Source organism: Streptomyces sp. NPDC111507 (assembly GCF_055638955.1).
The window spans coordinates 1-14,146 of record NZ_JBVKBU010000010.1 but is presented as its reverse complement, the minus strand read 5'-3'; the positions used below and the strand labels follow the sequence as shown (position 1 = coordinate 14,146).

General features: G+C 68.5%; 13 protein-coding genes and 2 pseudogenes. 8 read left to right on the top strand and 7 right to left on the bottom strand.

Features of this window, described 5'->3' with window-relative positions; translation table 11 throughout:
• Positions 1–263 precede the first annotated feature (263 nt).
• The 3 genes from ACZ7M2_RS33050 (at position 264) to ACZ7M2_RS33040 (ending at position 2,682) form a co-directional block, all read left to right on the top strand.
• Positions 264–1,493, top strand: coding sequence for a sensor histidine kinase (locus ACZ7M2_RS33050; RefSeq protein WP_471598419.1), 1,230 nt, complete (start codon positions 264–266; stop codon positions 1,491–1,493).
• On the top strand, positions 1,465–2,160 hold the full coding sequence (locus ACZ7M2_RS33045; protein ID WP_471598641.1) for a response regulator transcription factor: 696 nt from the start codon (positions 1,465–1,467) through the stop codon (positions 2,158–2,160). Before ACZ7M2_RS33050 ends, ACZ7M2_RS33045 begins: the two co-directional genes overlap by 29 nt.
• A 147-nt stretch (positions 2,161–2,307) precedes the next feature.
• Positions 2,308–2,682: a zf-HC2 domain-containing protein gene (locus ACZ7M2_RS33040; protein ID WP_471598418.1), complete on the top strand. Its 375-nt coding sequence runs from the start codon at positions 2,308–2,310 to the stop codon at positions 2,680–2,682.
• 233 nt (positions 2,683–2,915) lie between these two features.
• Here ACZ7M2_RS33040 and ACZ7M2_RS33035 read toward each other — a convergent pair whose 3' ends face one another.
• The 4 genes from ACZ7M2_RS33035 to ACZ7M2_RS33020 form a co-directional block, all read right to left on the bottom strand.
• Positions 2,916–3,389 (bottom strand): hypothetical protein, encoded by a 474-nt coding sequence (locus tag ACZ7M2_RS33035; protein WP_471598417.1) that lies wholly within the window; start codon positions 3,387–3,389, stop codon positions 2,916–2,918.
• Positions 3,390–3,678: 289 nt separating this feature from the next.
• Positions 3,679–4,776 carry a DUF4037 domain-containing protein gene (locus ACZ7M2_RS33030; protein WP_471598416.1) on the bottom strand — a complete coding sequence of 366 codons (1,098 nt, stop codon included), beginning with the start codon at positions 4,774–4,776 and terminating at the stop codon, positions 3,679–3,681.
• Between the two features lie 519 nt (positions 4,777–5,295).
• The gene (locus tag ACZ7M2_RS33025; RefSeq protein WP_471598415.1) at positions 5,296–5,976 is read right to left on the bottom strand and encodes a histidine phosphatase family protein; all 681 of its coding nucleotides are present in this window, start codon (positions 5,974–5,976) and stop codon (positions 5,296–5,298) included.
• A gap of 93 nt (positions 5,977–6,069) precedes the next feature.
• Entirely contained in the window at positions 6,070–6,465 is a 396-nt protein-coding gene (locus ACZ7M2_RS33020) for a hypothetical protein (RefSeq protein WP_471598414.1), read from the bottom strand.
• Between the two features lie 351 nt (positions 6,466–6,816).
• On the opposite strand from ACZ7M2_RS33020, the gene ACZ7M2_RS33015 reads away from it, so the two are divergent.
• Positions 6,817–7,482, top strand: a complete 666-nt coding sequence (locus ACZ7M2_RS33015; RefSeq protein WP_471598413.1) for a response regulator — start codon at positions 6,817–6,819, stop codon at positions 7,480–7,482.
• Positions 7,479–8,582, top strand: a complete 1,104-nt coding sequence (locus ACZ7M2_RS33010; protein WP_471598412.1) for a sensor histidine kinase — start codon at positions 7,479–7,481, stop codon at positions 8,580–8,582. Before ACZ7M2_RS33015 ends, ACZ7M2_RS33010 begins: the two co-directional genes overlap by 4 nt.
• Before the next feature lie 507 nt (positions 8,583–9,089).
• Here ACZ7M2_RS33010 and ACZ7M2_RS33005 read toward each other — a convergent pair.
• Positions 9,090–10,322: a GNAT family N-acetyltransferase gene (locus ACZ7M2_RS33005; RefSeq protein WP_471598411.1), complete on the bottom strand. Its 1,233-nt coding sequence runs from the start codon at positions 10,320–10,322 to the stop codon at positions 9,090–9,092.
• 307 nt (positions 10,323–10,629) lie between these two features.
• Between ACZ7M2_RS33005 and ACZ7M2_RS33000 the strand changes: the two genes are divergently transcribed.
• The gene (locus ACZ7M2_RS33000; protein ID WP_471598410.1) at positions 10,630–11,811 is read left to right on the top strand and encodes an IS4 family transposase; all 1,182 of its coding nucleotides are present in this window, start codon (positions 10,630–10,632) and stop codon (positions 11,809–11,811) included.
• 363 nt (positions 11,812–12,174) lie between these two features.
• Positions 12,175–12,660 (top strand): cupin domain-containing protein, encoded by a 486-nt coding sequence (locus tag ACZ7M2_RS32995; RefSeq protein WP_471598409.1) that lies wholly within the window; start codon positions 12,175–12,177, stop codon positions 12,658–12,660.
• Between the two features lie 101 nt (positions 12,661–12,761).
• Here the strand turns inward: ACZ7M2_RS32995 and ACZ7M2_RS32990 are convergent, their stop codons facing one another.
• Entirely contained in the window at positions 12,762–13,358 is a 597-nt protein-coding gene (locus tag ACZ7M2_RS32990) for a Rid family hydrolase (protein WP_471598408.1), read from the bottom strand.
• A gap of 241 nt (positions 13,359–13,599) precedes the next feature.
• Between ACZ7M2_RS32990 and ACZ7M2_RS32985 the strand changes: the two are divergent.
• Positions 13,600–13,793 (top strand): annotated as a pseudogene (locus tag ACZ7M2_RS32985) (transposase); the annotation flags it as partial.
• A gap of 153 nt (positions 13,794–13,946) precedes the next feature.
• On the opposite strand, the pseudogene ACZ7M2_RS32980 reads toward ACZ7M2_RS32985, so the two are convergent.
• Positions 13,947–14,146, bottom strand: a pseudogene (locus ACZ7M2_RS32980) (hypothetical protein); the annotation flags it as partial.

The window sequence follows — 14,146 nt, the reverse complement described above, 5'->3', positions numbered from 1 at the left end:
TGTCTACGGCAGCCCGGCACCACATCGCCCGCAAAGGCGTGCGGGCAGATCCCGCCACGCAACGCCGGTCCGCACCCTGAAGGGAATGCCAAAGCAAGGCCCAGACAGCTCGGACAGCCAGAGAACACGCAACTGACCAGCGGGCTGGTTTCGGGCGCAGCCCGGACGGAGCAGGATTCCGCGGACAGGCCATGGCGCTCCGGGACGCCCCTCTGCTGTGGTGAAACGATGCCTGACCCGGCCACCGACCCTACGGTGATGGCATGACGGTGCTCAACGGTTGGAGGCGGCGAGGGCGAGCCCGGAGCCGCGCGCTCGACGCCTTGGGCGTGGCTGTGCTGTGCGTACTGTCGGTGGTGGCTGCCTCGGTCGACCCGCACGAGCACGAGTTCGTGTTGCGCTGGTCCGCCGTGGTGCTGGCTGCCGTCGGCTGCTCCGCGTTGCTCTGGCGGCGTCGTCACCCGTTCGGAGTACTGGCGATCACCATTGGCTGCGGGGTGATCTTTCAGATGCTTGGTTTTCGGGAGAGCCCGCTGGTGACAAGCCCGGTGCTGGCGTCCATCTACAACGTGGCGCTGCGGACCGACCGGCGTACCGCCTGGACCGCGGCAGCTGTCTCGGCTGCTGTCCTGGTGGGCGCCGACGCGGTGTGGACCTCGGATTCGTGGCTGGACCCGGACAAGGCCGCGATGGTGGCCTGGACGGCCCTGCCGGCCGCCGTCGGGGACGGGCTGCGCTCACGGCGCGCCTATGTGGCGGCCGTGGAGGAAAGGGCGGAGCACGCCGAGCGCACCCGCGAGCAAGAAGCACAGCAGCGAGTGGCGGCCGAACGCGTCCGGATCGCACGAGAGCTGCACGACATCGTCGCGCACCACATCGCCTTGATCAACGCTCAGGCAGGCGTCGCCGTCCACCTGGTGGACCAGCGCCCGGAACAAATCCTGACGGCTCTGGAAAACATCCGGGACACCAGCCGGTCCGCGCTGGACGAATTACGGGTGACTGTAGGCCTGCTGCGGCAGTCCGACGAGCCGGTGGCGCCCCGTGACCCGATGCCGGGCCTCGCACAAGTCCCAGCACTTCTGGCGTCGTTCGATCGCGCCGGGCTGGCCGTGAGCCACACGTGGCTGGGCACGGCCGAATCGTTGGAGCCGGCGGTCGACCTGGCCGCGTACCGCATCGTGCAGGAGTCTTTGACCAATGTGCGCAAGCACGCCGGGGCCGACCATGCCCGACTGTTCGTGAACTATCACTGCGAACGGCTGACGATCACCGTCGAGGACGACGGGTGCGCCGGACCGCACCATCCTCACCCGGGGGCCGGTCACGGGCTGATCGGGATGCGAGAGCGGGCTACCACGATAGGGGGCACGCTGGATGCGGGACCGCGCCCCGAAGGCGGTTTCACCGTGACCGCGGAGCTTCCGCTGCGCCCCAGCCCGGTAGGGAATCGGAGACATGAGCATGACGATTCGCGTGCTGCTTGCCGATGACCAGGCCCTGTTGCGGGGCACCTTCCGCATGCTGTTCGACGCCACGGACGACATGGAGACCGTGGCCGAGGCGTCCAACGGCCGCGAGGCGGTCGAGCTGGCCGGCTCACAGCGCCCTGACGTGGTCCTGATGGACATCCGCATGCCGGAGATGGACGGCCTCGAGGCGACACGGCTCATCACCGAGTCCGAGGGCCTCGCAAGTGTGAAGGTGCTCATCCTGACCACCTTCGAAGACGACGAGCACGTCGCCGACGCACTGCGTGCGGGTGCGAGCGGCTTTCTCGGCAAGGGCGCGCGACCCGAGGAACTCCTCGATGCCGTCCGAACGGTCGCAGACGGCGAGGCGCTGCTGTCCCCGTCAGCGACGCGGGCATTGATCACCCGGTTTCTGGCCCAACCGGATCCATGCCCGGCGGCCGTACACGAGCGGCTGGAGAGCTTGACACCGCGGGAACGCGACGTCACGAGCCTCGCCGCACTGGGCCTGTCCAACGACGAGATCGCCGAGCGCCTGTTCGTCAGCCCGCTGACCGCGAAGACCCACATCAACCGGGCCATGACCAAGTTGGCAGCTCGTGACCGCGCCCAGCTCGTCGTCATCGCCTACCAGTGCGGGCTGGTCAGTCCGGCTACGGAACCGGATCAATCCCAGCAACCCGCGTAGTCGCCAACACGGTGCGTCCGTCTTCTGCCCCGGCCGCAGACCGACGTACCGCCTACTGCAGCCGTGGTAGCCGGAAGTCGCTGCGTGGGGACGACGCGCTGAGGGCCGCTCCTGAGCCATGGTGAAACCCTGAACGGAGGTTTCACCATGACCGCGACCCAGTGCCTGACGAAGCCCGACGAGAAGACGGCCCTCGAGGAATGCCGCAGGATCCGTGAGCTTCTGGCCGTAGGTGAACGCAAGACCCTCGCCCCCGATGAGGCAGGCGCGGTGCGGGCTCACCTGGCGACCTGCCACACATGCCGGGACGGGTACGACCGCCTCGCAGCCGTACCCGCACACCTGTCTCTGCTGCGCGACGCTCTGGCCTGCGGCAAAGGCCGAAACACGCGGACTCACGCGGGTACCCGGCCCGATCGCGGCCACCCGTCGCCCCGTCACCGCAGGCCACACCGAGCGAACCTGGCCATGCAGCTCACGCTGCCCCAATGGGTCAGCAGGACCACGTCGCCCATCCGGTGAGCAGATCTCGCGGATGCGACGAGGTGCCTGGGGCGGAACGGCGAGGGGACCCTTCTGCGGTGTCTCACTGGCGACCGGCGAAGAGCACTCGTACGGTTGATCTGGAGACGGACGGCGGAGGGGGCCACCGCCCCGCGATCGCCTCGGGAGAGTACGCAGGGGAAGCCTCAGCGGGGTACTCAGGGGACGTACAGTGACGCCTTTTCCAGGACGTGACGCGTGAACATCCCGCCCTACACGGCCTTGCCTCGGTACATGGCGACTCGGGTGGCACTGGAGACCGGCGTTTCTACCGTGACGGGTCGGCCGATCAGGGACGTCCCGAGGATCCATGCGTCTTTGGCGGCCCAATTCCTCGCGGACGGCTGGACGTTGCCGCTGGCCAGGGCGGGCAGGACCATCGCCGCGTTGCGGGCGCCGGGCAGACCGCTGCGGAGGCTCTTCACATAGTCCATGGCCCATCCGGTGAACTCGGCCATCGAGGCGTCGTCGACCTGGGGGACAGCGGCTGCGAGGACGAACACCTCCACCTTGGTGCCGAACCACCGCACCCTGCGGTCCGATCGACTGCCGATCACTACCCGGTAGTCGCGCCAGGTGGTCGCGGTCACCCCGCATCCGTCGGCCGCCAGCCGCTCACGGAGTGCCTCCAGGTAGGCGTTGGCCGCGTCGGCCGACAGCGCCCCATCGGTTCGCTGCTGAGTCATGAGCAGATCCTCCATCACCGGTGGGACCAGGGGAAGTTGGCACTTCCTGCCGGGCACGCCGAAGCACGTAGCAGGGCCGTGGCCCCGACGGACGAGACGGCGACCTGGCTGACCCCGGGCGGGGGCGATGTGCCGCACCACGGCCCAACATGGTGCGTCGACCCGCCCATGGATGCGTTGCCCACGAGCACGTCGAAGTCCGGGAGCCCGGAGTCCGCGAGGACGACGTGAGTCGACTCCCTGGGCCGGTGGCGGTGGCACGCAGCTTGCACGGAAGCCCACGTCAGGTTCACTCTGACCTGGATTTTCGTACGGCGTGGCCTGCCGCGCGGGTCAGTTTCGGGCGGCTCAGGACGTCGGTGCTGTCGAGGAACTGGTCCACGGAGCCGACGGGCAGCAGATCGCGAAGCGTCGGATCCGTGATGCGGGCCGTGAGGGCCTTGGAGAAACGGTCGGCGCGCAGGACCTGGAAAGGGCGGGAGTGGTAGGGGCGAGTGGCGGGGTCGACACGGTCGGTCAGGCCCAGTTGGTTGTGCAGGCCCGCGACCGTCTCGTAGGCGTACGCCAGATGCTGCTCGCGGTCGCGCCAGTTGCCGGCGGTGAGGGCGGCGGTGAGGTCGGGGGTGAGGCGAGGGCCCATGGGGGTGCGAGCGAAGGCGCTGCCGAGCCACTTGTTGTAGGGCGGATAGCGGCGGTCCATCAGGAGGCACAGGCGCATCAGGTCGCGCACGAGGCGGGCGGCGACCACGGAGGATCCGAGCTCGTCGCCGACCTCGCCGCAGCGGCCGACGAAGGCCTCCTCCTGGGATATGCGCTGCCACTGGCAGGACAGGACATGAAGCCAGAGGTCGTGCGGGTACCAGCGGAGGGCCGTCCGTAAGGGGGCGAGTTCACCGAGGCCGTCGTGGAAGACGGCACCGCCGGTGACTTCGGCGAGGAGCTGGGTGGGGGTGGCGAGCCAGTCCCGAGGGGCGATGCCGGAGGAGGGGTCGAAGCCGAGTGCGTCGATGAACCATGCTGAGAGGTGGGTGACTTCGACGCGGTGGTGGACGGGGCCGTCGGTGGCCCTCATGACGCGGATGTCGCGGTCGCCGGTGGGGGCGAAGTGGGTGGGGTAGCCGTGGAAGGTCTTCGGGAGGTGCTCGGCGAGTACGTGTCTGATGCGTCCCGCGTGCCGGGCGACGTCCTGGCGGCGGAGGAAGAGCTGGAGACGGGGGCCCCATTCGTGGTCGGCGGAGCGGGGGGTGTCGAACCCGAGCACCTCGGAGCCGCTGCCCAGGCGTGCTGCGGAGTGAGGGATTGCGGGGGAGGCTTCCTCCAGCAGGGGGCGTACTGCTTCGGTGTAGAAGCGGCGGGAGAGTTCCAGGCCGGGAAGGAAAGTTGGCATATTCGTGACGCTCATGCCAGCAAGCCGTGCCCACTTTATGGCGGGGCATGCGTGGTTTCTTCACGCCGTCTTCCATGCGTGAGGAAGCCGTGGGCTTGAGGAGCGGCGGGTCAACTCTTGCAAGGCGGCGTCGAGTTCAGCGACGTCACTTCGGGCCGTGCTTGCCCGGAGCGCGTACCGGACGAGCGCGTCGGGAACCTCGGTCGACGTGGCACCCGCGAGGGCGTCGCCGGGCACGGCCGCGTCCCGAATCGCACGCGCCGCACCCTGGGCCTGGCACGGCACCCTCGCGTGGGCGCTGTCGCCCAGCGAGGGTCACCCGCCCGATTTTCCCTCGCGCAAGCGGGCGAGGAAGCGGTTCCCGAGAAGACTGCCTGATCCGCACCGAGGAGCCAACTGGCGGGCCGCGGACCGCACCCCGTCCGCGGCCCGTTGCACCTGGGGGTCGAGCGCCCCGAACTCGTCCTCGGCTTGGCGTCCCAGCCTGTAGCGGCACATGTCAGCGAGCGTGCTCGTGGGTCACACCCAGGCGACGAGGTCGTGCTGCTCGTCGTTCGCCGTCTCGTCCCACAGGAGCGTCGTCTGATTCCGCACAGCGACAGCAGGCACGGGAACGGTACGACGGGTGCCGACTCCTCCAGGGATGACGGGCCCGGGTCGGACGTTCCAGTGGTCACCACGCAAGGTGAGGGAGACCGCGGACAGGGGTGGCACATCGAAATGCCAGAAGGCCGTTGTGGGTGTGGACAGAGCATGGACGAGCGCGGCCCGGATGATCGCCGGCTCGGTGATGACCAGCGCGTCGCCCGTGCCAGGCGGCACTCTGCTCAGCCAGCCGGCGGTTCGGCGACAGAGCCGGCGTACCGACTCGCCTCCGTGTGGCGCGGCATCCGGGTCGGTAAGCCAGGCACCGTACCCGTAGGGGTCGTGCGCGGTGACTTCGCCGACTGTGCGCCCACGCCACGTACCGTAGTCGAAATCGCGCAGCGCGGGTTCGAGCGTGGCGTTCAGGCCGAGAGCGTCGGCGACCTGCCCGCAGCGGGTCGACGGTGCCCGGATGGCCAGCGAGTACGGGGGGAGTGTGGCTCCGACGAGGCGTGCCTCGCGCAGGCCGCGCTCGCTGAGAAGACCGTCACCGAACACCGCGTTCCTGCTGGTGTCCCCGGCTGTCGCGCACATGAACGTCAGGCGGACCGACATCGGCTTACCTCTTTCCTGGCCCGGCGTGACGCCGGATGGTGTGAGACCTTCGGAAACCGTGGGCGCCTTGGAATCGGCGATGGAGTTTGTGTCCTAGAGGGGGCTTGGACCACAGTCAGCTAGTTGATCAGGCGTGCGGGTGTGGTGGTGGCGTGCAGCATGTACTCCAGTGGTCCTCGCCGGAACGCCCGCGTCCAGGCGACGGCCGGCAGCATGCTGGCCCGCGGCCAAGCAGGCCAGGGCATACAGTGCCGCGGAGGTCGGCACGTCGTCGATGCCCAGGGTCTTGATGGCGATGATGTGACCGACGTAAGCGGCCAGGGAGACCGAACCGACCGCGATGGGGGGCGCGGCAAGCCGCCGCAGGCGGGCCGACCGGTCCGTGGCGAAGAGACAGGCGGCGAGGATCACGTCGACCGAGGTTTCCAGGCAGGTCAGGGCGTATCCCAGGGCAACCAGGACGGCGGAGCGGATCAGTACCCTGCCCATGGCCTGCCGCCCGGCTCGCCCCGTCCGTGGCTGTGGCCGACCAGTGAGAAGGACCAGGGTGAACCCGGCAAGCAGGGCGAACAGGGCACTTGACGCCGTAAGGGAGGGGGGCGAGACCTGCCCCCACAGCGGATGCCGCCCCGGACGGTGCGACCTCTGATACGGCGTGCAACATGTGATCCAGGGTCCCGGACGGTGTGCGTCACAACCATCCGGCAGGTGTCCGGAACCGCCCCCGCCGACTGGCCGACGCAGCCCCCGCCGACTGGCTGGATTCGATGCTGTGAACCAGCCGGTAGTGTCATGACATGGTACGAATCGGACAGTGGTCCCATGGTGAGTGGAGCACCCGTGATCCGAGTATTGGTGGTCGACGACGAGGCCCTGATCCGCAAGGGTTTTCAGTACATCCTCGACGCGGCGCAGGACATCGAGGTCGCGGCGGCGGTTCCCGGCAGCCAGGCGCTTCAGGCGGCACAGGAGATATGTCCTGACGTCGTGCTTCTGGACGTCCGGATGCCGGACGTCGACGGCCTCACCGTCCTGGCCGGCCTCCGTCGGCTGTCCCACCCTCCGGTGGTAGCCATGCTCGCGACGATCGGCATGGACGAGCACGTGGCAACGGCACTCCGCTCGGGCGCCGCGGGCTACCTGCTCAAGGACACCGACCCCGAGCAGCTTCCATTCCTGGTACGGGCCCTGGCCGACGGCGGCACCGTACTGTCGTCCAAGGTCACCCGGACGGTCGTGGACGTCCGTCCGGACACCGGCCCCCAGGAACCCGCTGCCCACAGCCTCGCCCGACTCACTGACCGCGAGCGCGCCGTGCTCGTTCTCATCGGCGAGGGACTGTCCAACAGCGACATCGCCACACGGATGCAGCTGAGCACGAGCACGGTCAAGGACGACGTGAGCGCCATCCTCACGGAACTCACAGTGGACGGCCGCATCCAGGACTCCCGGCTCGCCGAAGGGGCCTGCCTGCTCAAACCGTCGCGGGACCAGGAGGGGGGATGACCCCTCGCCGCCCGCCCGCCCCGCTGCTGGACGCCATCCTCGTCGGAGCCTCGCTGCTCGATGTCTGGGTCAAGGTCCACATCGACGAGCCGCTGCGCCTGGGCTGCGCCCTGGTTGCCGCCTTCTCGCTTCTCTTGCGCCGTCGCCGGCCGCTGCTCACCTTCCTGCTCACGCTCCCCGCCGTCCTGGTCTCAGACGCGGTCATCGCCGCGCTGGCCGCGCTGTACACCCTCGCCTCATTCACCCGACACCGCGCTCTGCTGGCCGTCTGCGTAACGACATTCACGATCTGCGACATGACCTCATGGCCGTCACTGCACTGGAACCTCGCGGCCACCTCGACCCTCGTCACTCTGGGCTACACCGCGGCGACGGCGGCCGCTCCTGTCTTCCTCGGCCAACTCGTCCAGACCCGGCGCGATCTGTCGCAGCGGCTCGCCGAGATCTCCGAGGCGCGTGACCACAAGCGGCTGCTGACTGCCGAGGCCGTACTGGCCAGGGAACGTGCGCAGCTCGCCCGCGAGATGCATGACGTGGTCTCCCACCAGGTCAGTCTGATCGCGGTGCGGGCCGGAGCCCTTCAGGTCGGCGCCCGGGACGCCGAAGTCAAGGAAGCCGCCGCCACGATCCGGCGGCTGAGCGTACAGACCCTGGACGAACTGCGGCACATGGTCAGCGTCCTGCGCGCCTCCGGGGGCCGCCCCACGGAGCTGACACCGCAGCCGTCCCTGGCCGACCTTGAGCGGCTGGTCGACAACAGCGGCATCCAGGTCGAGCTGTACACCGACGTGTCCGACGACCTTCCGCCCACCGTTCAGCGCGCCATCTACCGCACCGTCCAAGAAGCGCTGACCAACGTACGCAAGCACGCCCCCGGGACCAGTGCGACGGTCCGCATCCGCAACGAGGGCGGCGCCATTCGTGCCACGATCACCAACACGGCACCGACCCGGCCTCCTCTCCCTCTGCCCAGTGCGCACCATGGTCTGGTCGGCCTGGGACAGCGCGCCGCACTCCTTGGAGGCACCGTCACCTCCGGCCCAACGGCCGACGGGGGCTACGAACTGCACCTCGAGCTGCCAGCCGAGGGCGAGTCGTGACGGACTGCTGGCCGCTGCCACGACCGAAGCGGCGGAGCGGGCTCCGAGGCGGAGCGGGCTCCGAGTCCGGAACCCTTCAGCTTCGTCGGACTCGCCGCTCATCTGTTCGGATACCGCCGGCTGGCGAGGGCGGTATCCGGGGGCGGATGCCTCGGCTTCGAAGCCATCAGCGCAGGTGGTCGCAGTCGTAGCCCTTGCCGGCGTGTAGTTGGCCCGGTCGCCTGCGGCGTGGTCCACCATCACGCGGTGAGGCCGTGCCCTGACCCGGTCACGGCTCCACTGGGCGAAGCGGCGGCAGTACACGGTCCACCGGCACGGCCCGAACAGTGGCGGCAACTGCTGTCAGATGCAGCCCGGCGTGGCCACGAACACGATCGCCGCGAACGTCTCCGAGTCGCCGGTACGACACCGGCCGCCTCCTTGTGGGCGCAGGATGGCCGTCTCCGGAATCACCTGCCTGAACAACTCCCACAGTTCATCACGCGTGCAGGGTGGGCGAGTGTGCGCTCAGAACCAGTGCAGGCAGTGCGGGGAGCGGTCGGCGCGGAAGAGGGCGTCAGCGAGGGTGGCCGCGCCCGGGCGGTGGGCCCGGATGTGTCCGGCACGCACGAGCGTGCTCGGGGCGGTGCCGCCGAGGTAGATCGAGCCCAGGTCGCTCACGTCCAGGGACAGGTCGGGCTCCCGGTCCGTCGGGACGCAGTCGGCCTTGCTGTCCCGGACGGTCAGCAGGTAGCGGCCGTGCTCGCCCAGGAACGGGTCATCGACGTCGAGGACGAGCTCGCCGTCCATGAACCAGCCGCGCGCGGTCAGCGCACGCGGGACATCCAGCAGCCGCACCCAGAGCCAGTCGGTGTCGCCGCTGACCTGGCCGGCGCGGAAGTCCGCAAACTGCCAGCGCAGCGGGTGCGAGGGCGGGAAATGCTTGAACACGACCTGAGTGACCAGGTCGTGTCCGAGCACGAACCGGGCCAGGGCCGTGAAGACGGCGTCGTCTGCGGCGATGGTCTCGTCCACCGTCAAGGTGCTGGGCTCGCCGACCGAGTAGCTGGCGTACCCGTCCGGGACTCCGTCGGCGTCCCGGTGGACGGCGACGTAACGCGGCGCCGAAGCGACCGGGGGCTGCCCCGCGCCCAAGGCCCACCAGCGGTGCGGCCGGGACAGCGCGCCGGGCTGTGCGCGACGATAGCGGTCGTAGACCTCTTCCAGGATCTCGCCGCATTCGGCACGCCGCAGCAGCTCGATCGTGCCGGTGCCCGAGCCGGTCGGCGGGGCGTCGGCCGTTCCTCGCGCCCGGGGGAGGGCGAGGGCGGCCTGGTGGCGTGGCACTGTCAGCCGCTGCGTGTAGGTCGCCGGTCCGTAGCCGAACCTGCGGTAGATCAGGGCCTCGGACGCCAGCAGCACGGAGAGGAACTCCCCGCGCGCCCGCAGCTCGGTGAGCTGATGCCGCATCATCGCGCTGAGCACGCCCTGGCGTCGGTGCGAGGGCAGAACGCCCACGGCGGTCACCCCGGCGGCCGGGACGAGGATCTCACCGGGCAGGGTGAGCTCGAAGGCATACGCACCGGCGGTGCCGACGGGCCGCCCGTCCGCCGTCAGGGCGAGCAGGCTGCGATCCATCTCGAGCGCAGACCACCAGACCCCGCCGCCCTCGGTCGGGGTTTCAGGGAAGCGTCCGAACGCGGCATGGAGTGTGTCGACGAAGACGTCGAGGTCCTGGTCGGTCGTGGGACGAATCTCCATCGCTGCCGCTGCCTCCCTGGGGTACCGGCACCACTGCTCGTGGTGTCCCGCCACAGTGCAGCGTTGACCCGTGGTCAGGTCAAGCGGATTAGGACCGGTCACTGCAAAGCCCGGTCCCAGCCCGGCTGCGGCCTCTTTCCGTCAGTTCGCTCGTGTCTGATCCCAAGGCGCCCCCGCTCGACCTCGTTCGCGCGTATCCCAGTGGCCACTCCGATGCACGCCGACGACTCATCGGGCTCACGCACACCACCTGGCGGGCCGAGCTGCAATAGTCATGAGTTAACGATCTCCATGTGATGATCTCCGGGTGGAGCGAGCTGAGGGTGGGGCCGCGGGGCGGCTGACGGATGACGTGTCGATCGGGCTCCTGGCAACGGTGTTCCCGGAGGATGCGGTGCAGGCCGCGGTGGACGAGGCCGGCGCGCGGGAGGAGCGGACGCGCTCGTTGCCGTCGAAACTGATGATGTATCTCGCGATGGCGTTGTGGCTGGAGCCGGGCAAGGGGTATGTGCGCACGCTTCGAGGCCTGCTGGAGGGGTTGCGGTGGTCGCGGGGCGGCTGGGATGGCTACCGGATGCCCAGCGACGGGGCGATCTCTTTGGCCCGCTACCGGCTGGGTGAGGCGCCGCTGCGCAATCTGTTCTACGAGGTCGCCGCCCCCGTGGCCGATGAGCGGACCCCGAACGCGTTCTGGCGGGGGCTGCGGCTGATGGCGGTGGACGGGACGGTCTTCGATGTGCCCTCGGGCCAACACAACGAAGTTGCTTTCGATGTGCCGGCCGGTGGCAGCCGCCCGCAAGCCCGCATGGTGATGCTGGCCGAGTGCGGCTCCCTGGCCCTGGCCGGGGCGGCCTTCGACTCCATCGCGGTCGGCGAACGGATCCTGTTCGAGCGCCTGCTGGACCGGCTGACCCCGGGCATGTTGCTGCTGGCGGACCGGGGCTTTCCTTCCTACGACCTGTACACAGCCGCCGCTCTCACCGGGGCCGAACTGCTGTGGCGGGTTTCGACCTCCTCCACCCTGCCCGTCAAGAAACAACTGCCCGATGGCACCTACCTGTCCGAGCTGCGCGGCACCAGGCGCTCGGAGCGTGTGACAGTGCGGGTCATCGAGTACAGCGTGGCTGACGACGACGGGATGAGTGAGGTGTTCTGCTTGATCACCACGCTGCTGGACCCCGATGCGGCCCCCGCCCTGGAACTGACCCGCAACTACGCGGAGCGCTGGTCCGTGGAAGTCCTGTTCAAGCTGGTCAAGGTCGACCTGCGGACCGACGGCGGCGTCCTGCGGTCAGGCAAACCCGAGGGCGTACGCCAGGAGTTGTGGGCCCTGCTCTGCCTCTACCAGGCCCTACGCACCCTGATCACGAAGGCCTCCGTGATCGCGGGCGTCGACCCGGCCCGCATCAGCTTCCCGCCCGTCCTGGAAGGCGATCAAAAGCTCCGGGCGGACGGCCCTTTCCCCCTGGACTCGTCGCGAAGGCCCTGAACCCGAGCTACCAGACCCGCAGTTCAACAGCCCCTGGCAGCCGCCGAGTCACCCGCACCATCGTGCCTCACCAACTTGGCACCCGACACGGCTTAACTCATGGTCAGTGAGGCGTGCCCGCTCAGTGGGAACGTCGTGGAATGCTGTTATCATAAAACTGGCTAAGGGGCTATATTACGCGCAAAACGGTCGCGATCTTGTCGGACGGACGGGGCCGCGGGGGATTCCGCAACTGTCGTACAGGTGCGGGGAATTCGGTCTCCCTGAAGGGGCGTGGTCTTGGGCGGCGGGCATCTGGAGTGATCGGCACATGTCCCGTCGGTGCGTCGGTGCGCACGCGATCCGGGTAAGGGGATGGTTTGCATGTCGTACCCGAAGCAGGTGTATTTCGGCGATGGAGGCGAGGTCAGCGCGCACTTCCTGCCGGCCGACACCGCGCCGGATGTCGGCGAATCCGGAGACAGCATGCGCATCCGCTACCTCGCGACGAACGACATGACGCGCGGTGAGTTCGGCCTCTACCGGGTCATGATGAAGGAGAAGTCGGGTGGCCCCAAGACGCACTTCCACCGGACCATTTCGGAGTCCTTCTTCATCCTCAACGGAACCGTTCGCCTGTTCAACGGTGAGCAGTGGGTCGACGGGCGGGAGGGCGACTTCCTGTACGTTCCGCGGGGCGGGCTGCATGCCTTCCGCAACGACTCCGACACCCTGGCCGAGATGCTGCTGCTCTTCACGCCAGGCGCACCGCGTGAGGAGTTCTTCGAGAAGATGTCGGAGCTGAGCAACGCCACGGAGGAGGAACGCGCCGAGTTCTTCGACAGGCACGACCAGTACTTCGTCGACTGAGCGGTCCCGCCGCGCCCGGTGCGTCGGGCTCCGGGCGTGCAGCGGCACAGTACCGGCGTCCGCACGCTCAGACGGCCATACCGGCGAGCTTCGACGGCAGCTCAACAGACCCCGGCCTCGCCGCTTGATGGCCTGGCTGTCGCGTCGGGTGGGCGCCGGATTTCACTTCTCCGGTGGGTGTTTCCAGCTGGTCGGGTTGGGTTTTTGCTGGTCAGCCAGGGTTGAGGAGGGCGTCCAGTCGCTGGATCGCGGCGGTGATGATGTCGGACGGTGCTGGTGGGCCGGTGGTCGCCGCAGTACGCGGCGTGCAGTCGGGCGACGGTATCGAAGTGGTCCCGCAGGTCCTTGACGAGAACGGTGGTCTCGACGATCGGGTCGCGGTCGGTGCTGAAGTGCTCCAGCACCCGGTCGAGGTTTTCGAGAGTCGTTCTCACCTGCAGCTCGAAGTCGCCCGCTCCGACGAAGGCCCCGGTGCTGTTGTGCGACAACTGCCCGGAGACGTAGAGCGTGTCGCCGGCCTGCACGGCCTGGTTGAACCCGTAAAGACTTTCCCACGGCATACCGAAGCTGAGTTCCCTGCACCGAACGGTCACGGTTTTCTCCTTCATCGGCCCAACCATCCCCGCGCGGGCGTGGACGACAGCTAGGACCAGCTTCGCGCCGATGCTGTGGTAGAGCCCTCCCGGCGTGAAGAGCACCCCAAACCAGGGTGTCCCCTGCCGGCCACCTCCGCGTCCGGAGGCCATGGCGGTCAGGACCAGGCAGGGCGCACCGTACGGCCGCAGTCTCGCCGAGAACGCTGCCACAACAACAGCACGGTCCTCGTCGCCGTAAGCCCGGATCCACCGGTGGCTGATGGTGTGGTCTGCTCTGCCTGGCTCGATGGCAGACGGGATGGGAGCTGCCTGCGCACGCCACTTGTTGACTCATGGCCGTTGGGCCGAGTTGAGAGGCAACGGCCCGGATATGGACGTCATCCTCTACGTCGCCCGTACCGGCCTCCCCCGGCGATACCTGCCACATGACTTTGCACCGTGAGAGAGCGGAAGGCCGAAGGCCGCGACGGCGAGCAGAGCGTCTGCGTGCTGGACGCGCAGAGCGTGAAGACCTCCGCGAACGTGCCCGCGGCCGACTGAGGCATCGATGCCGGCAAGAAAATCGCGGGCCGCTAGCGTCACAGCAAAAGTCATTCCCTCATAAGTCGAGGACTCACCCGCGCATGCACCCCGAACTGGCGCGACACCTGAACCTCGTACGAAACGACCTCACCAGGGTGAAGCGCTCTCTCAGGTGGTGTCGGTGGGGGTGTGGGTGGTGAGTTGTGCGGTGAAGACGGTGGTGTTGTTTTGGTGTGCGGTGATGTGGGTGGTGGGGGTTGGGGTGTGGTCGGTGTCGGTGTCGGTGTCGTTGTTGTTGGTGTGTGCGGTGATGTAGGTGGGGGTGTGGTGTTCGGTGTAGTGGTGGAAGGTGGCGTGGAGGGTGGTGG